Source organism: Nonomuraea sp. MTCD27 (assembly GCF_041950495.1).
Taxonomy (GTDB): domain Bacteria; phylum Actinomycetota; class Actinomycetes; order Streptosporangiales; family Streptosporangiaceae; genus Nonomuraea.
In genome coordinates this window covers 60535-81454 of sequence record NZ_JBGNUW010000039.1, presented here as the reverse complement: position 1 = coordinate 81454, position 20920 = coordinate 60535, and the positions used below count along the sequence as shown (strand labels likewise).

The 20920-nt window shown below is 67.7% G+C and carries 20 protein-coding genes and 3 pseudogenes; 10 read left to right on the top strand and 13 right to left on the bottom strand.

The annotated features are described in order from the left end of the window. The first annotated feature begins 858 nt into the window (after positions 1–858). Both ACBJ59_RS59080 and ACBJ59_RS59075 read left to right on the top strand, forming a co-directional pair. Positions 859–1305 carry a hypothetical protein gene (locus ACBJ59_RS59080; RefSeq protein ID WP_375118721.1) on the top strand — a complete coding sequence of 149 codons (447 nt, stop codon included), beginning with the start codon at positions 859–861 and terminating at the stop codon, positions 1303–1305. After that, positions 1302–1709 carry a hypothetical protein gene (locus tag ACBJ59_RS59075; RefSeq protein ID WP_375118720.1) on the top strand — a complete coding sequence of 136 codons (408 nt, stop codon included), beginning with the start codon at positions 1302–1304 and terminating at the stop codon, positions 1707–1709. Before ACBJ59_RS59080 ends, ACBJ59_RS59075 begins: the two co-directional genes overlap by 4 nt. Before the next feature lie 145 nt (positions 1710–1854). Here the strand turns inward: ACBJ59_RS59075 and ACBJ59_RS59070 are convergent, their stop codons facing one another. The 5 genes and pseudogenes from ACBJ59_RS59070 to ACBJ59_RS59050 all read right to left on the bottom strand — a co-directional run bounded on the left by ACBJ59_RS59070 (position 1855) and on the right by ACBJ59_RS59050 (position 5280). After that, complete coding sequence (locus ACBJ59_RS59070) at positions 1855–3060, bottom strand: ABC transporter substrate-binding protein (RefSeq protein WP_375118719.1); 1206 nt, start codon at positions 3058–3060, stop codon at positions 1855–1857. An 88-nt stretch (positions 3061–3148) separates the two neighbouring features. Continuing rightward, positions 3149–3450, bottom strand: a pseudogene (locus tag ACBJ59_RS59065) (transposase); the annotation flags it as partial. A 220-nt stretch (positions 3451–3670) separates the two neighbouring features. Next, a complete protein-coding gene (locus tag ACBJ59_RS59060) occupies positions 3671–4027 on the bottom strand; it encodes a hypothetical protein (RefSeq protein WP_375118718.1) in 357 nt (118 codons plus the stop codon). Positions 4028–4303: 276 nt separating this feature from the next. Continuing rightward, entirely contained in the window at positions 4304–4753 is a 450-nt protein-coding gene (locus ACBJ59_RS59055) for a hypothetical protein (protein WP_375118717.1), read from the bottom strand. 158 nt (positions 4754–4911) lie between these two features. Further along, positions 4912–5280 carry a hypothetical protein gene (locus ACBJ59_RS59050; protein ID WP_375118716.1) on the bottom strand — a complete coding sequence of 123 codons (369 nt, stop codon included), beginning with the start codon at positions 5278–5280 and terminating at the stop codon, positions 4912–4914. Between the two features lie 1064 nt (positions 5281–6344). Here ACBJ59_RS59050 and ACBJ59_RS59045 point away from each other — a divergent pair. From ACBJ59_RS59045 to ACBJ59_RS59035, 3 genes are read left to right on the top strand one after another with little or no spacing between them, the layout of a single operon-like run. Then, on the top strand, positions 6345–7025 hold the full coding sequence (locus ACBJ59_RS59045) for a hypothetical protein (protein WP_375118715.1): 681 nt from the start codon (positions 6345–6347) through the stop codon (positions 7023–7025). Further along, positions 7022–7354: a hypothetical protein gene (locus tag ACBJ59_RS59040; protein WP_375118714.1), complete on the top strand. Its 333-nt coding sequence runs from the start codon at positions 7022–7024 to the stop codon at positions 7352–7354. The genes ACBJ59_RS59045 and ACBJ59_RS59040 overlap by 4 nt, the downstream gene beginning before the upstream one ends. A 7-nt stretch (positions 7355–7361) precedes the next feature. After that, positions 7362–8279 (top strand): Tn3 family transposase, encoded by a 918-nt coding sequence (locus ACBJ59_RS59035; protein ID WP_375118713.1) that lies wholly within the window; start codon positions 7362–7364, stop codon positions 8277–8279. A gap of 226 nt (positions 8280–8505) precedes the next feature. Here ACBJ59_RS59035 and ACBJ59_RS59030 read toward each other — a convergent pair whose 3' ends face one another. Beyond that, on the bottom strand, positions 8506–9960 hold the full coding sequence (locus ACBJ59_RS59030) for a tetratricopeptide repeat protein (protein ID WP_375118712.1): 1455 nt from the start codon (positions 9958–9960) through the stop codon (positions 8506–8508). Continuing rightward, on the bottom strand, positions 9957–11165 hold the full coding sequence (locus ACBJ59_RS59025; RefSeq protein WP_375118711.1) for an AAA family ATPase: 1209 nt from the start codon (positions 11163–11165) through the stop codon (positions 9957–9959). Before ACBJ59_RS59025 ends, ACBJ59_RS59030 begins: the two co-directional genes overlap by 4 nt. A 297-nt stretch (positions 11166–11462) precedes the next feature. Between ACBJ59_RS59025 and ACBJ59_RS59020 the strand changes: the two are divergent. From ACBJ59_RS59020 to ACBJ59_RS59005, 4 genes and pseudogenes are all read left to right on the top strand, one after another. Continuing rightward, a pseudogene (locus ACBJ59_RS59020) lies at positions 11463–11645 on the top strand (sigma factor); the annotation flags it as partial. Positions 11646–11718: 73 nt separating this feature from the next. Continuing rightward, positions 11719–11985 carry a sigma-70 family RNA polymerase sigma factor gene (locus tag ACBJ59_RS59015; RefSeq protein WP_375118710.1) on the top strand — a complete coding sequence of 89 codons (267 nt, stop codon included), beginning with the start codon at positions 11719–11721 and terminating at the stop codon, positions 11983–11985. After that, positions 11982–13229, top strand: coding sequence for a TolB family protein (locus tag ACBJ59_RS59010; protein ID WP_375118709.1), 1248 nt, complete (start codon positions 11982–11984; stop codon positions 13227–13229). The genes ACBJ59_RS59015 and ACBJ59_RS59010 overlap by 4 nt, the downstream gene beginning before the upstream one ends. Before the next feature lie 223 nt (positions 13230–13452). Further along, a pseudogene (locus tag ACBJ59_RS59005) lies at positions 13453–13960 on the top strand (dihydrofolate reductase family protein). Positions 13961–14219: 259 nt separating this feature from the next. Here the strand turns inward: ACBJ59_RS59005 and ACBJ59_RS59000 are convergent. Beyond that, on the bottom strand, positions 14220–14531 hold the full coding sequence (locus tag ACBJ59_RS59000; RefSeq protein ID WP_375118708.1) for a hypothetical protein: 312 nt from the start codon (positions 14529–14531) through the stop codon (positions 14220–14222). A 613-nt stretch (positions 14532–15144) separates the two neighbouring features. On the opposite strand from ACBJ59_RS59000, the gene ACBJ59_RS58995 reads away from it, so the two are divergent. Next, positions 15145–15603, top strand: coding sequence for a DUF6623 family protein (locus ACBJ59_RS58995; protein ID WP_375118707.1), 459 nt, complete (start codon positions 15145–15147; stop codon positions 15601–15603). 187 nt (positions 15604–15790) lie between these two features. On the opposite strand, the gene ACBJ59_RS58990 is transcribed toward ACBJ59_RS58995, so the two are convergent. The 5 genes from ACBJ59_RS58990 to ACBJ59_RS58970 all read right to left on the bottom strand — a co-directional run bounded on the left by ACBJ59_RS58990 (position 15791) and on the right by ACBJ59_RS58970 (position 20728). Then, positions 15791–15928 carry a hypothetical protein gene (locus ACBJ59_RS58990; RefSeq protein WP_375118706.1) on the bottom strand — a complete coding sequence of 46 codons (138 nt, stop codon included), beginning with the start codon at positions 15926–15928 and terminating at the stop codon, positions 15791–15793. A gap of 473 nt (positions 15929–16401) precedes the next feature. Further along, the gene (locus ACBJ59_RS58985) at positions 16402–17223 is read right to left on the bottom strand and encodes an ATP-binding cassette domain-containing protein (protein ID WP_375118705.1); all 822 of its coding nucleotides are present in this window, start codon (positions 17221–17223) and stop codon (positions 16402–16404) included. Then, complete coding sequence (locus tag ACBJ59_RS58980) at positions 17220–18281, bottom strand: ABC transporter permease (RefSeq protein WP_375118704.1); 1062 nt, start codon at positions 18279–18281, stop codon at positions 17220–17222. The genes ACBJ59_RS58985 and ACBJ59_RS58980 overlap by 4 nt, the downstream gene beginning before the upstream one ends. Positions 18282–18352: 71 nt before the next feature. Further along, positions 18353–19513: a sugar ABC transporter substrate-binding protein gene (locus ACBJ59_RS58975; RefSeq protein WP_375118703.1), complete on the bottom strand. Its 1161-nt coding sequence runs from the start codon at positions 19511–19513 to the stop codon at positions 18353–18355. A 54-nt stretch (positions 19514–19567) separates the two neighbouring features. Beyond that, on the bottom strand, positions 19568–20728 hold the full coding sequence (locus tag ACBJ59_RS58970) for an aldose epimerase family protein (RefSeq protein ID WP_375118702.1): 1161 nt from the start codon (positions 20726–20728) through the stop codon (positions 19568–19570). Between the last annotated feature and the right edge of the window lie 192 nt (positions 20729–20920).

Genomic DNA, 20920 nt, shown 5'->3' with positions numbered 1-20920 from the left:
ACATCGAACGGATCTTGTTCGCGCTGGTCGCCAACCGCGCCGTGGCCCCCTCCTCCAAGCTCGCCGCAGCCGAGTGGATCAACCACACCGTCGCCATCCCCGGCCTGGAGCGCGCCGACAAGGACCACCCGCCTCACCCCCGCCCAGGCTCAGATCTTCAAAGACTGCGCCGTCGCATTGCCGCCAAAGATGAGCGGCCTGCAACCTGCCGAATAGCCTCCGACCAGCAAGAACCCAGCACACAGGCGTGGACACACGACTCGCAGGCTCTCCCACGCCCGTTGTCCCAGGTCAAACACCCAATTCAGCGCTCTCGTCTGCCCACTAACTGCGAAACTCGGGCCTAACAGCTATATAGGTGCACTGTAGAAAGCTGCTTGAGCGCTGCATCGGCAAACTCAAGCAATGGCGTGCCACCGCCAGCCGCTTCGACAAGCTGGCCAGCCGCTACCTGGCAGGCGCCACCATCGCCTCGCTCATGCTCTGGCTCCGCAACACCGAATTGTCAGACACTCCCTAGTGACCCGGTCCGGTTCTGTCCAAGCGCCGAGTTGGGCACCCCGGCAGCTGACATCGACCGCGGCAAACGCCAGGAGGCGGCTGGGGAGCACAGCGGTAGAGCCACGATCGCTCAAACTTCGATGAGAATCGCTCAACCTTCGCTGCGACAGAACAAAGGTCATGACGATCAGGCCGACGATGGCCACAGTCATGTACGTGATGATGGCTTATTGCGTAAATGAGCGATCACGGCGGCGCGGCGACCAGGACAACCCTCTACCGGGGCGGTGCGCGACTCCGGCACGTTATCCGGTACATCGCTCGGCCCGGCACGATCAGCACTGCCGGGCGGCCGGCATGAGCCCGGCGCCGAAGGTCGCCGCCTTACGCGCCGGGCACGTCAGTCTCGCCTCGGCCGCCGACGCCTTTCTCGCCACCCCGCAACCGGCCAACCCCAACACCCACCGCGCCTACGCCTCGGCCATCGACCGCATCACTGCGCCGCTCGGCCGCGACCGGCCGCTCGCCGACGTCGCCGACGACGAGATCGGCACCGCGCTCACCGAGCTGTGGGGAGCGAGCGCGCCGGCGGCCTGGAACCGCAACCGCGCCGCCGTCACCTCCTGGCTGTCCTGGTGCCAGGCCAAGAAGCACTGGGCCGCACCGTCAGTGCCGGCTGAGGCCGAACGGCGTAAGGAGAGCGCCGACGAGACCCGCGCGGTCGCCAAGACCACCATCCACCGGCTGCTGTCCCGCCGCGACATCCCGCTCCGGAGGGAAGACGCTGTGGCGGATGCTTTATGAAACGGCGGCCCGGGCCGCGGAGGTCCTGGCCGCGGAGGTCCTGGCCGCGGAGGTCCTGGCACTGCCGGACGGCAGTACGCGCACGCACGGCCCGCCCTTCCTGTCCGAACGACGCCCTGTGCCCGCTCGTCGGCCGGCGGCCGCCGACATCTGCCCCGCACGCCGGCCGCGCCCGCCTCGGCTACGACCGCGCTCGCGTCCTGCTGGACAAGCACGCCGGGCTCGACCTGCACCAGCTGCGCCACAGCGCCGCCACCCACCTCGGCGACGCCGAGATCCCGCTGCAGCTCATCATGGGCAAGACCCGCCACAAGAACCCCCGCACCGCCATGCGCGACGTCAAACCCGGCGCCGAAGCCATCGCCAAGGTCACCGAAGTCCTGGCACCCCGCCGTACCCACTGATCAACCGAGTGGCGGCTCGCCGCAGCTCTGGGAGTTCCGTGCCTTTATGGTCTCTTGCCGCAGGTTAGAGCCCGCTGATCTCTTCTTACACATGTGGCACGTTGGCCTATCTTCACAGCAAGTGGACGGGGACGATCAAGGAGTGTCAGCGCGTGGGCGTGAGGTCAGCCTCGACGGCCACCTCGGGCAGGCCCGTGTTGGTCACGATCGCCAGCTCGCTGCGATGGCGCCGTCCCGTCTGCCACTGGCCGCCGGCCAGCGGCACGAGTGCCACGTTGGGGGTCGGACCAGCGGTCCAGTCGAGTGTTCCGGCGATGGTGTCAAGCCGGGTACGGCCGACCGTCGCGGCCACCGAGCGCCGACAGGTCGGATCGTCGGCAGTGGCCAGGACATGGGCGGCCACTTCCAGCAACGCGTGGGCGAGTCCCAGGGGCTGCAACCATCGGTTGCCTGTGCGCTGCTCGTAGGCGTCGGCGAGTTGTGCGGTCGTCGTAGCATCCAGGCTGGAGCGGTATGGGTGGCGCGGGGACCAGTAGATCAAGGTAGCCACGCACGCCCGAGCGAGCGCGCTCTCCTCGGCCGTGCACGGGTAGGCCAGCCAGCGCGAGGAGGTGATCAGGCGAGGCCGTAGTCCCTGCTCGATGGCCTGCCGGTAGAAGAGCGTGAGATCGGCCTCGGTGGCAGCGCTGGTGACCACCTCGATGTCCTCGTCCAGGAATTGACGGATGTGCCCCTCGAAGCCGTCGGCAGGCTCGTGATAACTCCCCGGGTCGTTGATGACGTGGCCTCGCGCCCGCGCGCGGGGCAGGAAACCGTACCCGGGATGGCGCAGCAGCTGTCCCTGCAGATCGTCGTTCCATACGCAGCCCACGCGGGGACGCGGCATACAGCGCTGCCACAACTCGGCGAAGACGTCCGCGATGTCGTCGATGCCCCAGGCGAAGTGGTTTGTCCAGGTGAAAGGCCGCGAGGGATCGCCGCCGCGCCCGTACACGAAACCCTGCCAGGGGAACGCGGTGGAAAGGCACGGCACGCCGAGTTCCTCACACGTGTCGGCCACCGCGGGCAACACCTGGGTGCCTGCCATGGTCACCACGATCTGGGCGTTGTCCAACTGGATGAGATCCCGTACGGCCTGGCGGGCGGTGACCGGGTTGGAGCGGCTGTCGCGCCAGGCCAGCCGCACGGGATAGCGGTGTCTACCGTTGATGATGTGACGCAGAGCGGGGCGCAAGAACTCGATGGCGAAGGTGAGGGGGTCGCCGAGCCGCGACAGCCTGCCGGTGTGCGGAACGACCGCTCCCACGCACAACTCCCTGCCGTATTGACCGGCCGAATCGCTGCTCGTCATGCACTTATAGTAGCAATGCTGCTACTTTGTGTACCCAATGGGGTGGGTGACCGCGAACAGTCGCTTGTCGGTGATGGTGGAGATGGTCCAGGGACAAGACCATCTCGTCCACGCCGGACAGCCGGCGCTGCCGCTTGCGCACCAGCTGGGGCTCGAAGGTGCCCGCCACATCGCGCGGCACCCGCACCTCGACCGGGCCGACGTCGGTCACCACGGTCTTGGTGCGACTGCCATCGCGGCTGTTGCCGCTGTCCTTCCCGGCCGGGTCGTGCCAGTCATGGCCGAGGTGATCGGTGATTTCGCCTTCCAGGGCCGACTCCAGCACCCGTTTGGTCAGCTGCTGCAGCAGGCCACCTCACCGGTCAGCTGCAGCCCCTCGCTACGGGCGATTGAATGCGCCTCACCTCTGCAGGTCGACCCTCGACAACGGCCCCGCCTGATGGAGATCGTCGACAATCGGGCGCGCATCGACGAAGCCCAGAAACGGGGCGAGTGTGACCAGCAGCCGAGAGTCGCCGGAACCGGTGCGGCCCACCCGCACCCGAGAGTGATCGTGGGAGCCCGGGAGAAGGGCACTGGCGAGGGCGAGATCAAGAAAGGCGGCCCAGGGTCACGGGCGCCCGGGCCACTTGAGGGAGCAGACATTGACGGTGCGGGTCGAGAACTTCGGGATCTGGATGAGCCTGGATCTCGGTGCGATCCGTCCGTTCGCGAGGCGCTTCACCCGGTAGGCGCCGGGCCGGCCCCGGAAGTAGTGCGTGCCGTTGTCGTCGCGCGCGCTGGCCGCGACGCCCGGACCCACGACCGTGACCGACACGCCCCCCACGTGGGCACACCTGAAGACCAGCTTGAGGAGTCCGTACGGCGGTGTCGCCGCGGCCGAGGGAGGTGCGAAGCCGACGGTGGCCGCGGCGAGGCTCATCGCGAGCGCGCCTGCAAGGGCAGAACGTCGGACAATGCCGAGCATGGTGATCCTTTCCTGGAGAACTCGGCCACTCTGGCCTCGTCTCCCATATGTGCAGCGTGTTTCGGAAAATGGTGAAGCGTTTGCGGGGGTTTCTCGCAGTGTGCGGCGGACGAAGCGCTATAGATCTGGCCGAAATGCCCCGGCACTCGGGCCTGGCTTCCTTCCGTGGCCACGCCGGTTCCGGTGGTGGACGTGGCTCGGCCCCAGGGTTCGCGGGCGCAGAGGTACGCGTACAGGCCGGCGGCGCCCCTTGAGCATGCCGCGGGCCCCATCGGCTCAGGTGTACTCGTTGTCTTCGTCGTCGCTGAGGGCGACAGCCCGGATCCCGCCTGATCGGGCGTAGACACGCAGCGATAGGTAGACCTTTCTGATGTGCTTGCTGCCGGTGTGGGTGATGGTTCCGAAGTTGGTGCCGTGGGCGCCGCAGCCGTTGGTGTCCGACCTCCAGGCGCTTCTCCCCTTGGTTCCGTCCATGTGAACCCAGACAATCTGAGCCTTCACCGGAGCGTTGTCGCCGGGACAGATGTCGCGCACCGTGAAGTTCCGAAAGACGACCCTCGTCCGACTGGTGAAGTCGACGGCCGCCCGGACGGACCCGCCACCGTGGTCGCGATAGGGGTTCACGTGGGCGGAGGCCACATCGTCTCTCGCCTGCGCCGGGCTTGCCACCAGCAGCCCGCTCAATGCTGCGATGCCCAGCGCGGCGCCCAGCATGCGTGTCTTCAACAGCCCTCCAGCAAGAGATGTTTCGGTTGGTTCGGTTGGCCTTGGAGCGTGCACTTCAGCCCTCCGCGTGGCCGGCGGGGAGAGATGTGCGAGGTATCGCCTCGTGGCGGATCGCGACGAAGAGCGGCGATCGACGGTGCGGGGGCCCTGCCTGAGCGTCAGGTCCCGAAGGTGAACATCCCGCGCAGGACGGTGCCTCGCCCGCTCCAGTAGCTCTCGTGGACGGCCCGGTAGGTGACGTCTTCGAAGCCGGGGAGCACCGCACAGGTGGCGCCGGGGTGCCGGATGTTGTCGTCTCTGACGACGATGGGCTTTCCGATCACACCCGGGCGGGTCAGGGTCACCTCCACCCAGGCCGTTCCCGTGGTGTCATCGGCCCGGACGCACAGCTCGTTGGCAGGGTCGGCGTAGCGGACGATCCCGTCTCCGACATCCCGTTGAAAACTCGCCGCCAAGGCCGGTTGCGCGAGAATGACGCTCGCCACCGCGACAGCGACTCCGACGGTGACCGTTTTGAGCGGGTTCATCGTTCTTCCTTCTCTCGGACGAAGATCAGCCCGCCGGAGCGCCTGGTGCCAGGGGGTGGAATACGGCCTCCGACGAGGCTTCTGACATGAGCGATCCCGGCGGCCCGAGGTTCACCGGAGTGATCGTTGCACTCGCCGGCAGCAGCATGGAATACGCCGGGAATACGCCTGGTCCATCCGGCATCGAGAGATGACTTCGGGCGGAGTTTGGATGGCCGAACTAGGGGTGCCGTCAACCGATGTGTCATAGGCCGCCAAACCTCGAAGATCCCTAGCCTGACCTTCTGTAATGCCGAAGCGTCTGGCGCGGATCTATGGGCATGGAACGTCCGCCGCTTGGCATGGATGAACTCATCGAGCACTGGACTGTGCTGAGCATGAGGTGGGCCTGGTCAGTGCGAAGCAGGAAGGCACTCGTCTGGCCTTCGCGCTGTTGCTGACGTACTTCACGCAGCACGGGCGCCTCCCGCGTGGGCGGGCGGAGTTTCCTGACGAGTGGTGGACTACGTCGCGAAGCAGACCAAGACGGCGGCCGGCAGCTTGGGCTTGTACGACTGGTCAGGCCGGACGATCGAGCGTCATCGCGGCGAGATCCGCGACCATCCCGGCTTCCGGGATTGTCGGTCGCCGACGCCGACAAGCTCGCCGACTGGCTGGCCGTGAACGTCGCGTGCACGCCGAACGACAGTCCGACCGGGTCCGCGAGGAACTGCTCAAGCAGTGCCGGGCCGAACGGATAGCGCCGCCCTCACCGGGGCGGATCACTCGGATTGTACGGTCGGCACTGCACAACGCGGGGCAAGCATGGTTTCACCGGATCGCGGCGCGGCTGGATGCGGCGACGGTGGTCCGGGGGCTCGCCCTGGTGGCCGCCGGCAACACCGCGGTGGAGAGAGTGGAGAGCGATGACGATCTTGACGAGGATGAGGGCTCGGCCCTGTCGCCGATCAAGGCGATGCCGGGCAACGTGAGCCTGGATTCGATGCTGTGGAGTCTCCCTCGCACCTGCGCCGGCGGGCCCGCAACGCGCCGGAAGCCACGGTCACCCTGCTGGCCGTCTGCTGGTGGAGCGGGAGCGGGAGGTCACCGAGGAGCTCATCAACGCCTTCAAGCGGGTATCGGGTAAGGAGAACTTCCTGTTTACCATCGCCGACGCCTCGCTGGCCGCGCCGGACGGCACGGTGCGCGAGGTCGTCTTCCCCGCGGTGCGCGGCGGCGAACAGACGCTGCGCGAGCTGGTGCACGAGTTCAAGACCAAGGGCCCGGTCTACCGGCGCACTGTGCAGACCACATTGAAGGCCTCCTACACCAACCACTACCGGCGAGGCCTGATCGAGCTGCTGGAGGTGCTGGAGTTCCGTTTCAACAACACCGCCCACCAACCCGTCATCGACGCGCTCAAGCTGGTCAAGCGCTACGCCAAGGCCGGCAACACCACCTACTACCCGCTCGGCGAGACCACGCCCGAGCACAAGGGCACCCTCAAGGACTGGGCCGACCTGGTCTACCGCACGACACCCGCGGCCGACGCCGCGTGGCGCGCATGGTGTACGAGGTGGCCACCTTCCAGACCCTGCGGGAGCAGCTGCGCTGCAAGGAGATCTGGGTCGTCGGCGCCGACCGGTGGCGCAACCCGGACGAGGACCTGCCCACCGACTTCGAGGCACGCCGCGCCGAGCACTACCGCGAACTGCGCAAGCCCCTGGACCCGACAGAGTTCTGCGACAGCCCGCGCGAGGAGATGACCAGCGCCCTGGCGAAGCCGAACGACGCGCTGCCCTCTCTGGACTGGGTGGAGATCAGCGACCGTAAGGCGGGAGCGATCAAGCTGACGCCGATCGAGGCCGCCCCCGAGCCGCGCAACCTGCGCCGGATCAAGAACGAGGTCGCCCGCCGTTGGAGTGCCGTCCCGCTGATCGACATCCTCAAGGAGGCGATCCTGCGCACCGGCTGCCTGGCCGAGGTGACCGCGGCGACCGGCACCGGCCACATGCACCCGGACGTGCTGGCTGAGCGACTGGCGCGCACGCCCACAGCGAGGAGGACCTGCGCTACGTCCGCCGCCGCCACCTGACCCAGAGGTGGCCCAGACCATCGCGGTCGAGATCGCCAACGCCACCTTCGCCGCCCGTGACACCGGTCTGTGGGGGCAGGGCTCCACCGCGGTCGCCTCCGACTCCACCCACTTCCGCGCGTGGGATCAGAACCTGTTCACTGAGTGTTCCCGCTACGGCGGCCGCGGGATCCTGGTGTACTGGCACGTCGAACGCGGGTCGGTGGTGGTGCACTCGCAGACGCTCAAGGCATCGGCCTCCGAGGTGGCCGCCATGGTGGAGGGCGCCATCCGGCACGGCACCACCATGAAGGTCGAGGGCAACTACGTGGACTCACACGGGGAGCCAGAGCCTGGCTTCGGAGTCACCCGATTGCTGAACGTGGATCTGCTGCCGCGCATCAAGCAGATCAACCGGGTCAAGCTTCACCAGGCCGACTACGGAGATCTGGCCCGGTACGCGAACCCGGCGTCGGCGATGACCAGGCCGATCCGCTGGGACATCATCGCCAAAAGCGACGACCAGGTCGTCAAGTACGCCACCGCGATCCGCACCCGCACCGCCTCCACCGAGGCCATCTTGTCGCGCTTCACCCCCACTGCCTCGCACCCGGCCTACCAGGCGATGCTGGAGATCGGCCGGGCGGCGCGCACCACGTTCGTCGCCCGCTACTTGTACGACCGCGACCTGCAGCGAGAGATCGAGGAAGGGCTGAACGTGGTCGAGGCGTGGAACCGCGCCGACTCGGTGATCTGCTACGGCCGCGGCGGCGAGATCTCCACCAACCGGCGCGACGAGGTGGAGATGACGACTCTGTGTCTTCGGATCTTGCAGGCCTCGCTGGTCATGGTGAATGTCCTGATGTTTCAAGACGTTCTCGCCGATCCCGAGTGGTCCGCCCTGCTCACCCCGGTCGACCGGCGCGGACTGACCCCGCTGTTCTGACTGCACGTCCGCCCCTACGGCGAGGTGCGTCTCGATCTGAGCGCCCGGTTGAGCATCGGTGCTCTCAGCTCGCTTGGCGACGCATGACAGGCAGCTTGTTGATCTTGTCGAGAGTCTCGTTCGGTTCTCGACAAGATCACTACCGTGGAGTCAGTTGACATCGCCCCAGCTCCATGGCCGGGCTGGACGACCATACCCACGACTACACCGGCTGAGCCGCTTCCCGTCAGCCGGCCCGCAACTGCCGCAGCGTCTCGCGAACAGCCTGCACGCAGCGGGCCTCGGCCTCCTCGTAGCAGGCGACGGCGTCGATCGCGGCGTCGATCGCCTGGTGGCGTTCCTTCTCCCACTCCTCCTTCTCCTGCGCGTACTCGAGCTGCCTGACCGCGTCCTCGGCCCATCGCAGAGCGGCCTCGACCTGGTCCTGGGCCGCCTGCAGGCTGCCGGAGAACGCCGACAGAGCGTCGGCGCAGGCGCGGTAGGCGGCGTCGAGCCGCGTCGTCCTGGCATGGATGACACGGAGGATCTCGTGGAAGTTCTGGCCGTCGCCGTCCTCCAGAAGCAGGTCGGTGCCCGTCGTCGCGGCCGTGCCGAACTGCTCGCCATACTCGGCCGTGCGCTCCGCGTCGTAGCGCAAACCCGCGGCGGCAAGGTTGACGTGGTAGGAAGAGCCGGGCAACGGGTCGGCCTTCATCCCGAGGATGTGCCAATTCTTCTCGGGCGGGATCAGCTCGGGCATGGGATGGTCGAACGCCGGCATCATTTTGCCAGGTGCCGGATAGTCGAAGAGGTGCGCGCCGACGGATTCGGCCAGCGTACCCAGGATGTTCAGGGCTTGTTCCAGCGCCTCGTCCACTTCGGTGCGGACCTCGACGATCGCGACGAGGAGTTCACGCACGGCTGCCTCGATCCGCGGCGAGGAGGCGGCGAGAAGCTCGTCGATCCTTTCCACCTGGGGCGCGTCCATGGGCCTGGGGTTCCGCTGCCAGCCCTCCCTGGACGTCCGCAGCAGGAACCAGACCTCTCCGAGCGCTTTGGGGAGCGTGCCGCTCCTCGGGTTGATCCGGGCCGCGGCGAGATACGCCTCCGCCGCCTCCCACTGGCGGCTGTCCACGTACAGAAGGTCAGCGAGACCGAGCACGAGGTCCTCATGGTGAGGATCCAGGCGGAGCCCGGCACGGTAGGCGCGCTCCGCCTCTTGCAGATCGCGTCGCGCGCGTGCGGCCCGGGCCAGCGCGAGGTAGGCGGCCGGGTCGTGCGGATCCGCCTCGACGGCCGCCTGGGCGGTGCGCCACGCGTCATCGGCTCTGCAGGCCTTGATCTGGCACCTGGACAGCATCGTCAGCGTCGGCACGCCGTCCGGATCGAGTCTCGCCGCTTCAGTGGCGGCCTTGAGGGCGGCGCCCGTCCTGCCGAGCCAGAGAAGGATATGGGCCCTCAGGCAGTGCGCCCGCGCGCTGTATGGATCGAGGCCAAGGGCGGACTCCACCGTCTCGAGGGCTCGCTTCTCCTGGGGGAAGACGGAATCGTCGTTGAGCAGGCAGACGGCCCGCAGACAGAGGGCGTCGTGAGCCGTTTCCTCCGAGGCCAGCGCGGGCGCCAGCGCGTCCAGCGCTTCCTTCCAGCGCCCCAGCTCCGCGTAGTTGCGGGCAATGATGAGGGCTTTCTTGGCGTTATTCACGCCATCCCCCGGCTCTTGACGTAGGCGAGCAGGTCGTCGAACTTCCCGGCGGCGTTGGCGAACAACACGACGTTGCGCGCGTCCTGCAGCCATGGCCCGATGGACGGCTTGATCTCCTCGAACGCCCGCTCGAAGTCCGCCATCCCGATCGGACGCACCTTACCCGTACGCGTGGAGTCCCACATCGCCTGCTCAGCGGCGGTGTCACAGAGGTGCGCCAGGTCGGCGCCGGAGAAATGGTCGCTGCGCTCGACCAGTCTCGCCACGTCAATACCTTCCAGCGGCCGGTCACGCAGGTGGTGCCGGAGTATCGCCGCGCGCGCGGGCGCGTCGGGAGGAGCGACCAGCAGCAGGCGGTCGAACCGTCCCGGCCGCAGCAGCGCGCTGTCCACGTCCCAGGGGTGGTTGGTCGCGCCCAGGACGAAGACGCCGTCGTTGTCGCTCCGCACCGAGTCCATCTCGGTCAGGAGCTGGTTGACCACGCCGCGCATCCCGCCGCTCGTCCGCAGGTGTGATCGCTTCTGGCCGAGCGCGTCGATCTCGTCGAAGAACAGCACGCAGGGCGTGTTGCGGCGAGCGATCTCGAACATCTCGTGCAGGTTGCGCTCGCTCGCGCCGGTCCACATGTCCAGGACGTCCGCCAGGGACACGGCGTGGAAGTGCGCTCCGAGCTCGCCGGCGACAGCGCGGGCGAGATAGGTTTTGCCGCATCCCGGCGGCCCGTACAGCAGCAGGCCGCCAGGGAGGCTGCGGCCGTACAGGCGGCGCATCTCCGGGTTGCGCATGGGCAACAGAAACGCGAGTTCGAGCCGGCGCTTCACCTCCTCCAAGCCGCCGACATCGGACAAGGTCAGAGCCGGGCGTTCGACCCCGGTGTCGGCCGCGGGTGCGTCCACGAACGCGGGCTGCACGATGCCCGACATCTCGTGCTCCGCGGCGCTCCAGTCGAAGCCGGGCCTGTCCTGGCTCCCCGCTCCGGAAGCGCCGTCGCGCAGACGTTCGGTCGCCGTGGACAGCACCGATACGGCCTCCGCGTTGCCGGCGTCGCGTTCCAGAACCGCCGAGCAGTGGGCGATCGCCGCCGCCGGATGCCCCTCGTCGAGCAGCAGCTTCGCCGTGTGCACGCGCAGCGCCACGTCCTCCGGTCGAGCCTCGACCGCCGCGAGCAGGCTTCGCAAGACAGCGGAGAACGCGGCCTCCCCCATGACATCCTCCGTACGAACCGAGCCGTGATCTTCGGGACAGCATAGGGGCCGCGGCGCGCTGGAAGAGCAACATCAACAATCACCGAGATGGCCGCCGGCTCCATCGCAACTCGTCGATGTGGCCAGCCGACCGGTGCGTCTTCGCCGACACCTTGCCTCTGATCGCCTGAACGGCTTTCTTCGACCGGGGCGGTTCCCCGGCGAAAAGAGGGCCGCGACAGATGCCCCCGGCCTGGCGCGGCCCTCCTCTTTGCAACAGTTTCTGCTGGATCGTGCTCTCGGAGGTGACAGAGAACGATGAGAGGCAGAGGCAGCGTGGATGAAGACTCCAGGTTCGCGGAGTTCGTCGCCGATCGGGGTGACGCGCTGATGCGGTACGGATACGTCCTGACCGGGAACCCGCACGACGCGGCCGACCTGGTGCAGGAGGCCCTGCTCAAGATGCGGGCGGCCTGGCCACGGCTGCGGTCCAAGGACAACCCGGAGAGCTACGCCCGCACGACCATGGCCCGGCTGCACATCGCCGCCTGGCGCCTGCGCCGCCCGCGAACAGGTGACCGCCGAGCCGCCCGACCGCGAGCACCACGACGCGCTCCCCAGCGGCGACGAACGCGCCATGTGGCAGGCACTGGCCGGGCTGCCTCGCAAGCAACGGGCCGTATTGGTGCTGCGCTACTACGAGCAACTCGCCGACGCGGAGATCGCCGCCGTCCTCGGCATCTCCCGCGGCACCGTACGCAGCCAGGCCTCCCGCGCCCTTGACAAGCTCCGCGCCGTCGTCCCCGCCGACGCCCTGCCGATCCCCGGAGGCACCCGATGACCCGGCGCGACGAGCACACCCAGTCCCACGCCGTGGTCGAGGAGACGCTGCGCCGCACGCTCGGGCACGCAGCCGGCAACGCGCCCCCGCTGCCCGCCGCGCTGACCGCGGGCCTGGACGGCCACTGCCGCAGACGCCGCCACCGCACCCAGGCGCTCCTCGCCGCCGCGGCCGTCGTCGTCGTAGCCGACATCACCACCGGGATCACCACCGGGATCACCACCGGTCGGCCGCAGCCGGGCACCCCCGGCCACCCGTCCCCGGTCGCCACCGCCACCCCGATCGATCCCCCGCAGCCGGTCGAGGACGTGTGGCCGCAGGCCGTGCGCAAGGTCCCCGCCAAGACTCCCGACGGCGTGGCACTCCGCCCCCTCCAGTTCATCGACGACCGCACCCTGCTCGCCTCGACCTGGTCGAGCCACGAGAAGACCAGCACTCTGTACGCCTACGACCTCGACACCCACCAGCCCCGCGCGATCACCGACGTGGTCACCCCCAAGGGCACCGTGCTGTTCGCGTCGGACTTCACCGTCGGCGGCAACCGGGTCGCCTGGTGGAGCATGCTCAAGGACGGCACCATCCAGATCTGGACCGCCCCCCTGTCCGGCGGCGCCCCGGAGGTGGCCACCACCGTCCGGGCCGGCGAGCGCGGACTCGACCACGTCGAGATCGTCGGTGACCGAATCGTCTTCTCGGCCCGCGCGGGTGGCGTCCACACCGCCCCCCCGTCCGGCGGCCCGGCGAGCCCGGTGCCGGACACCGGCTCGCTGCACCTGCTGTCCTGGCCCTGGGCCGGCACCCCCGGCCTCTATGACCGGGCCGAGGGCCCTCCGTTTGCCAAGATCCGCAATGTGGAGACGGGCGAGACCCGTACGGCGGTCGTCCATGACGGCGAGGAGGTCACGACGTGCTCGGTGGCCTCGTGTGCCGGCCACCGCGAGGGAAAGTCCTTCCTCCGCTCGCGCGATGGCTCCGGCCGGCGTGACCTGCCCGGCTCCCCCGGCACGAGGACGCTCCCCCTCCACGATCGCTTCCACGTCACGTCGCTGGTCGACGGCCGCCGCTTCATCGCCGTCGCCCTGTACGACCTGCGCACCGGCCGGTCGGGCGACCTGGGCATCAAGGCCGAGCCGACCGAACACGGCGGCTACGCGGTCTCCCTGCCCGGCTTCGACCGCGCGGGCCGCCTGCTCGCCTACACGGTGGGGAAGACGTTGTACGTGATCGACCTGTCGAAGATCTGACTGCCGACCACGGAGACGCGGTAGGGGGCGAAAATGCGGGTCCAGAGATGATGCTCGTACGAGGGTGAAGTCGAGATCCGTTGGGTGGTGCTCGAGCCCAGCCGAGTACGCCGTGCCGAGTCCGGAACGCGAGGACTACCTGCGGACGCAGATCGCGCACCGATCAGGGTTCCGCGCCGTGCCCGTCTGTACGTGTGAGATCGGCTCACGAGAGGCCGGCATGATGCGGAAACTGATCTTCGGCATGAACCTGAGCCTGGACGGCTACATCGCCGCGCCCGGCGACGACCTCGGCTGGAGTGGGGGGAGGGACGAGCTGTTCCAGTGGTGGTTCGACCGGGTGGTGGCGACCGGCCTGGCGCTGTACGGGCGCAAGCTGTGGAAGACGATGAGCTCCCACTGGCCGACCGCCGACCAGCAGCCCGGCGCCACGCCGGCTGAGATCGAGTACGCCCGCCGCTGGCGGGACATGCCGAAGGTGGTGTTCTCCTCGACGACCAGCACGGTCGACCGAAGACGGCGGCCCCACGGACATCGGCGGCGCCACACTTGCCGCAGCGGCCATACGGGCCGGGCTTATCGACGAGTACCTGCTGGTCACCCACCCGGTGCTGGTGGGCGGCGGCACGCCGTTCTTCACGGCCCTGGACAGCTGGGTGAACCCGAACCTGGTGGAGACGCGGACGTTTCCCGGCGGCGTGGTACTGACTCGATACGAGACGAGGCGATGAGCACGGGCCAGATGCTCGGCTCGTGAGGCCAGGTCGAAATCCTTCCCGGCGTGCTCACCGTGACCCTCGGCTATTGGGGGAACCTTCCCCGGGCCCTTCCTTGCGTTCCGTGTGAGCTGTTGACCGACTCGCTGGAGATGAGGGACGACGGCGTCGTTGATTGTGACGATGATCTTCGGGCATGAAGATGCCCTGCCGGCAACGCCGGCGGGGCGGTGATGTTCGCGTTGTCGCGTTGGTGTTCAGCTGGTCGGGGTGCTCATTCCGCGGTGACTTCGGTGACGGCGGCCCGCACGCTGGACTCGTCGACGATGTGCAGGACCGCGATGGTAAATAGCCGGTACTCCGGGTCGTCGGGGGTGCGGAGGTACAGCACGGCGGCAGGCATGCGGTTGACCGTCGTGGTGATACAGCGCCAGTCGTCGTGGCCGCGCTGGAAGAGCCCATCGGAGACCCAGCCGTCCACCGCGTCCTTGGCCGTGATAACCGAGGTTCGCGGCTCGGGCAGCATCGCGAAGTGCAGGTCGTCGCGCAGCAGGGACATCAGCCCGTTGCTCGCGATGCTCACCATGTCATCGTCGATCCCGCGCGCCGCACGGACCACCCGCCTCGAAGCCGCACTCATGCCACAGCCGGCTGGCGGCGGCGCGCTGTCGGCATGAAGATGGGCGCCATGAAGATGGGGTGCTGGTAAGAATCGCGCCGCACGGCCCAAAGCGACGCTGCGTAACCGGGAGCTCGCGGATGGCTTGACATAAAAGCTGTTGGCGAGCAGCACGACTCGCGGAAACGCCCGGTCCAGCGTTATCGAGCGGCATCGCGCCCCATCCCCCGAACGACGGACCGAAAGCGGCCTCGGCGGGTGGCACAGTCGCACACCGTGACCTGGGGCGATGCCGCTCGTTTGGGCCGTGCGGCACGATTCCTACCGGTGGCCCAATTACGCCACGTGGAGGCATGCCCAGGGTCGGCCTTCGCCACCGGGTTCGGAAGCTGTCGGTATGCACTTGAGTAGGGGATACCTACGGCAATTCCCGCGATGCAGACGAACCTAAAGGGGCCCTAGCAGGCCGACCTGATGTCGGAATAGCAGTCAGGCCGAGGCAGCGAGCAGGGCTTCGCTGGTATGACAGCGAACGCTGCGAGGGGATCCCCTGGCAGGTCAGCAAGCGACGAGAAGAGGCATGATCGTGGCAGAGAAGCTGTTCGCGTCCTGGGCGTCGGGATATGCGGCATTTCCAGAGACCGCCAATCTACGCACTCTCCGCCAGGGCTTCGGGGTGACCTTCACAATCCCGGGCGGCCGGAGCGAGTGGATCCACCTACCCATCCCAACGCCGGTAATCACCGAACACGACCGCGCCACCCTGGACAAGGTGCTGGTCCTGTACCACGCACGCCAGAACAGTGCGATCACGGAGCTGCACGTCTTTGATGGACCGCGCCGCATCGCCAGGTTCTCGGAGATGCGCCATCAGGGCGATCACGCGCAAGGAGTGGACAGCAGGAATGTCTTCAGCATCCGCCAAGCCAACATCGCCTTCGGGATCGGCGTCACGCTCCTTGTCACCAACCTCTCAACTTCTGGCGACAGTGAGTTCTTCATCAGCAGCTTCGGCGGAGACTTTTTCCACAACCTCTAACCTGCGTGACGTGTGCAGACTCACGCAGATCTCCCAGCGTGTCACATGACTAAATAGACGCAGGCAACCTCATCGATGTGGCGTGGGCCCGCTCGAAGGCCTCGTCCACGTCGATCCCGTAGTTCTGCGCGACGATCAGGTCCACCAGGTCGTTGACCGCGCGGGCGGCGTCCTACGCGGAGACGACCTACACGGCCTGGTCCTCGTCGGATTCGGCGACGAGCACGGCGAAGCCGATCTCCTTCACCGCCTTGTCGGTAGCGTTCTCCAGCAGGGCGCGTCCGCACTGGTCAACCGGTTCGCGGCAGTGGAAGCACGTAACCATCAGGGGTTCCTTTCAGATCAGGGTGAGTTGTTCGAGTTCGGGGGCGGGGCGCCTCGGCGGGCGGCCGCCACCAAAGCTGGTAGCGGCCGTTGTACGGGTCGTCAGTCAGCTCCCGCGGGTCCAGGAGGGACGGCGCGTTGTCCGGGAGCAGGTCCCAGGCACGGCTCAGAACGGATAGCAGGTGCTTGGCGGGGCCGTTGGCGAGCAGCGTGCCGTCCGCCGAGTCAGCGGCCATCGCGCGGGCGACGTAGCGGTAGCGCTTGCACGAGTGCCGGCCGCCTGCGAAGGGGTCCCGGCAGCAACGGCGGGAAATCCAACGGATATATCCCTGACCTGCAGTGATTCGCGCTTGAGCAGATCAGGGTGTTCAGCGACCATCGCAGGATCACATCCGACGCATGATTCACGCGTCGGACGAACTCATCTCGAACGGTGTGCGGCAAGAGGTGGAATTGGGTGCCGCACCGCCACCCTCAAGGGGTGTCCATGGGCGGGGTGCGCTGGGCGGCGGCACGAGCGCTGCGGTATTCCTCCACGACCAGGTCGGTGAGTTCCTTCACGGAGGTCCGCGCGGTTGGTTTGTCGAAGGTGATGCTGCCGTGCTGGAGAAGGTTGACTCGGTCGCAGACCTCCAGGACCTGGGCGTAGTTATGGGCGATGATCATGATGGAGACCTCGCCGCGGGATTTGAGATCGCGGACCAGGTCGAGGATCTGTACGCCCTCTTTCGCACCCATCGCGGCCAGCGGCTCGTCCAGCAGGAGGATTTTGGAGCGGGAGTAGACCGAGCGGGCCACGGCGATGGCCTGACGTTGACCGCCCGACAGTTTGGCTACTTCCACATCCACCGACGGAATGTTGACGCCCATGTCGTTGAGGTGTTCGCGGGCCAGGCTGCGCATTTTGCGGTTGTTCAGAAGACAGCCGAAGATGACCGGCTCACGGTTGAGGAACATGTTGTGATAAACGCTCAGTTCGTTGATCAACGCCAGGTCCTGATAGACGGTGTCGATCCCGAGAGAGCGGGCGTGGTCGACGGATTTGAGCGACACTTCTTCGCCGTCGAGCAGGATGCGGCCGGTATCGGGCTGGTGGAAGCCGCAGATGATCTTCATGAGGGTGGACTTGCCGGCGCCGTTGTCACCGATCAGTCCGAGCACCTCACCTTCGGCCAGGCGGATGTTGACGTCGCGGAGCGCGGTCACCGTGCCGAAGCGCTTGGAGACGTGCTCCACGCGAAGGACGTCGGCAGGGCCGTCGGCAGAGCCGGTGGTGTCGGCGTTCTGAGAGGTCACGTCGTCTTACCCGCCCTTCTGAGCCGGCTCAGGTACACGTTGGCGATCATCGCCAGGAGGATCGCGCCTCCGAGGATCAGGAAGTACGGGTTGGCGGAGATGCCGATCAGGTTGAAGCCGTTCTGGAGCTCGGCCAGCACCAGCGCGCCCAGGGCACCGCCGATGATCGTGCCCGAGCCGCCGGCGAGGGCCGTGCCGCCGATGACCGCCGCCGAGACCGCGGTGAACATCAGGCCGGTGCCGCCGCCGAGGTTGGGGTCGATCGTGTGAATCCGGAAGGCTTCCAATATCCCGGCAAAAGCTCCCAAAGTGCCCGCAATCATGAAATTTCCGATCTTGATGCGTCCTGTCCGGACGCCTGCCTCCTGCGCACCCAGGAGGTTCCCGCCCACGGAGATCGTGTGCAGCCCCCACCGCGTACGCACGAACAGCACGTGGAAGAACGCCACGATCACCAGAGCCCACACGAGATGGGCCCAGCTGGCCGCCCCCAGCCACTGCCCGATCTCGTTGTCCACCGACGCGGGAATCTCGGCCGGATAGGCGCCCGATGTGGTCAGCACGATCCCGGTCACCAGGTAGAAGGTGCCCAGGGTGGTGATGAACGAGGGCACCTTCAGCACGACCGTGACCAGCCCGTTCCCCAGCCCGATGACCGTGCCGGTCAGCAGGGCGAGCAGAATCGCCGGGACGCCTGGAAGCCCCCAGTAGTCGATCGCGTAGTGCATCATGAACGGCGCCAGCGCCGCCACCACCCCTACCGACAGATCGATCTCGCCGCTGACCAGCAGCAGCACGATGCCGCAGGCGACGATGGCGCTGGGCGCGGCCGCCTGCGTGATGTTGACCATGTTGTCGCCGGTCAGGAACGCCTCGGAGGCCGAGGCGAAGTAGGCCCCCATCGCCAGCGCCACGACCAGCACGCTCGCCTCGCGCCGCCGCAGGAACCCGTCCCGGATCCGCGGCAGGATCCCGTTCGCGCCACGCCGGGCCCCGTTCGGCACGGGCCGTCTGGCTGCATCCGCGGGCGCCGGCGACTCGCGGATGCCATCGCCCATGTCGGGCACCTCGCCCTCCTCCACTTGTCTGACGTGCGCCCCAGCTGCGTCGCACATCCCGGTCAACGCCTCTAGGAGGCGTGACCGATGGCCCCGGACCGTTCGACCAGCTTCTGGGCGGTGTCCGAGCCCTCGAAGCGGGTTTTGGTGGTCTGGTACGGCCCCACGGTGTCCTTGGTCACGAAGAGCAGACCGGTGTTGGTCTCCGACGGGAACAGCAGCCCGCCGGAGAGCTTGTACAGGTAGAGGTAGAGCACCGGCAGGAATCCCTGCAGGTACGGCTGCTGGTCGATGGTGTAGTCGAGATCGCCGTTCTTGATGGCCGACAGCGTCTCGGGCACCAGGTCGAAGCCGCCGGCCACCTTGAGCCCTTTCGATCGCATGTCGTACTTCTTGACGACCTGCCCGATCGACTGCGTCGATCCGGCGTCGACGGCGAGCATCCCGGCCAGGCTGGGGTGTCCCTGGGCGTACGCGTCGATGATCGACAGGCCCTTGGTGATGTCGGCGTTCGTGCCGACCGACTCGAACGTGATCGTCTTGCCCGAGTCCTTGATCGCCTGCGCGGCGCCGTCGATCCTGGGCTGGATGTTCAGGGCGCCCGGGGTGGCGATGAACCCCACCACGTCGCCGGAGTCCACCTGCTGAAGGGCCCGCTGGCCCAGGGCGTACCCGGAGTCGTAGAGGCCCTGTCCGATGTAGGCCAGCCGGCTGGTCCCCTTGTCCTCACGGGCGCCGTCGGCGTTGTAGGACACCATCGGGATGCCCGCGTCCAGAGCGCGGTTGACGGGCTCCTTGAAGGCCGCCTTGTCCACCACCGCCACCGCCAGCCCGTCGGCCTTGGCCGAGATGGCGGTGTTGGTCGCGTTGACCATCTCGGCCACGATCGAGTCCTTCGACCCGGTCCACTGGAAATCGGTGCCGAGCAGCGCGCACGCGTCTTGGGCGCCGTACTGAGTGGGGGTGAAGAACGGATTGGTGGTGACATGGCAGACGAAGACGAACTTCCACTTTGGCGTGGACGGGAAGTCGCCGGCGCCGGCCGCCGCCGCGGTGCCGCCCGAGGCCGCGGGCCTGTTCCCGCCTGAGTCATCGGTGCACGCGCTGAGCAGCGCGGCGGCGGCGGCCGAGGCGCTGACGAGCCCCGCCCCGGTCAGGAGACGACGACGCGCGACCCGGTTCAGGTTGAGGGTGTCGAGGGCCTCCTCGACCTTCGGATGGATGTCTTTCATGATTTCGCCTCATGAGATCGGCGGGGGGATGGACGTGTTTCTTGCACGCGGTGGTCACACCGTGGAGAACGCGTAGATCGTCGTGGTCCGGTAGACGTCGCCCGGCCGCAGGACGGTCGAGGGGAAGTTCTCGTGGTTGGGCGAGTCCGGGAAGTGCTGCGACTCCAGGGCGAAGCCGGACCGCTTCGGGTAGAGGCGGCCGCTGGTGCCGCGCAGCGTGCCGTCCAGGAAGTTGCCCGAGTAGAACTGCAGGCCCGGCTGGTCGGTGATGACCTCGAGCACGCGCCCGCTTTCCGACTCGACGACCCTGGCCGCCGGTGCAAGGCCCCGTCCGCGGCTGTCGAGGACGTAGTTGTGGTCGTACCCGCCGCCCCGCACGATCTGCTGGTTCTTGCTGTCGATGCGGTCGCCGATGGCGGTGGGCTCGCGGAAGTCCAGCGGCGTCCCGCCCAGCCGGGCGATCTTTCCGGTGGGGATGAGCGTCTTGTCGACCGGCGTGTAGCGGGAGGCGTTGATCTGCAGCTCATGGCCGAGGATCCTGCCGTTGCCCTCACCGCGCAGGTTGAAGTACGCGTGGTTGGTGAGGTTGACGATCGTGGGCCTGCTGGTGGTGGCGCTGTAGTCCATCCGGATCTGGTTGTCGTCGGTCAGCGTGTAGACGACCTTGGTGCGCAGCGTCCCGGGGTAGCCCTCCTCGCCGTTCGGGCTGGTGTGGGTCAGCGTGAGCCCCACGCTGCCCCGCCGCTTGAACGGGTCGGCCTTCCAGACCCGCTTGTCGAAGCCCTTGGTGCCGCCGTGCAGGTGGTTGGGGCCGTCGTTGGTGGCCAGCCGGTACGTCCTGCCGTCCAGGGTGAACCGGCCCTTGGCGACGCGGTTGGCGTACCGGCCGGTGATGCACCCGAAGTACGGACTCTTCTTGACGTAGTCGGACAGGTTGTCGAACCCGAGGGTCACGTTGGCGAACCTGTCCCTGATGTCCGGGACCTCGATCGACTGAAGGATGCCGCCGTAGGTGAGGATCTTCACCCGCATCCCGCCCGAGTTCCGCAGCGTGTAGATGTCGATCTTCTTGCCGTTGGGCAGGATCCCGAACCGCTTCTTGGTGACGCTCGGCCCGTTCTTGGTGATGCTCGGCCCCCCGCCGGCGGCCTGCGCCGGGGGCACGGCCACCAGGCTCAGCGCCAGGGCGACCACGGCCACGAGGACCACCCTCACGGCAGCGACGGATCTGTTTCGGATGCGGGCGCTACTGGGCATGGACGCTCTCCCTTCAGATGCGCTGATCCACGGTCGTCGGCGAGAAGCACGGACGGGCCCGTCCAGCGCCCGGGCCCCGCGCGCGAGCGGGGAGATGTCCATGTGCGTGGTGCCCAGATGCCTGAGGATGCTTCGGGCCATTTCCCACCT

Bases quoted from the DNA above. Each gene is read 5' to 3' on its own strand.
- ACBJ59_RS59080 (WP_375118721.1), top strand. From the start codon at position 859: ATGAGCCCGGCGCCGAAGGTCGCCGCCTTACGCGCCGGGCACGTCAGT.
- ACBJ59_RS59075 (WP_375118720.1), top strand. From the start codon at position 1,302: ATGAAACGGCGGCCCGGGCCGCGGAGGTCCTGGCCGCGGAGGTCCTGG.
- ACBJ59_RS59070 (WP_375118719.1), bottom strand. From the start codon at position 3,060: ATGACGAGCAGCGATTCGGCCGGTCAATACGGCAGGGAGTTGTGCGTG.
- ACBJ59_RS59060 (WP_375118718.1), bottom strand. From the start codon at position 4,027: ATGCTCGGCATTGTCCGACGTTCTGCCCTTGCAGGCGCGCTCGCGATG.
- ACBJ59_RS59050 (WP_375118716.1), bottom strand. From the start codon at position 5,280: ATGAACCCGCTCAAAACGGTCACCGTCGGAGTCGCTGTCGCGGTGGCG.
- ACBJ59_RS59040 (WP_375118714.1), top strand. From the start codon at position 7,022: ATGACCAGCGCCCTGGCGAAGCCGAACGACGCGCTGCCCTCTCTGGAC.
- ACBJ59_RS59025 (WP_375118711.1), bottom strand. From the start codon at position 11,165: ATGGGGGAGGCCGCGTTCTCCGCTGTCTTGCGAAGCCTGCTCGCGGCG.
- ACBJ59_RS59010 (WP_375118709.1), top strand. From the start codon at position 11,982: ATGACCCGGCGCGACGAGCACACCCAGTCCCACGCCGTGGTCGAGGAG.
- ACBJ59_RS59000 (WP_375118708.1), bottom strand. From the start codon at position 14,531: ATGGTGAGCATCGCGAGCAACGGGCTGATGTCCCTGCTGCGCGACGAC.
- ACBJ59_RS58995 (WP_375118707.1), top strand. From the start codon at position 15,145: ATGATCGTGGCAGAGAAGCTGTTCGCGTCCTGGGCGTCGGGATATGCG.
- ACBJ59_RS58990 (WP_375118706.1), bottom strand. From the start codon at position 15,928: ATGGTTACGTGCTTCCACTGCCGCGAACCGGTTGACCAGTGCGGACGC.
- ACBJ59_RS58980 (WP_375118704.1), bottom strand. From the start codon at position 18,281: ATGGGCGATGGCATCCGCGAGTCGCCGGCGCCCGCGGATGCAGCCAGA.
- ACBJ59_RS58975 (WP_375118703.1), bottom strand. From the start codon at position 19,513: ATGAAAGACATCCATCCGAAGGTCGAGGAGGCCCTCGACACCCTCAAC.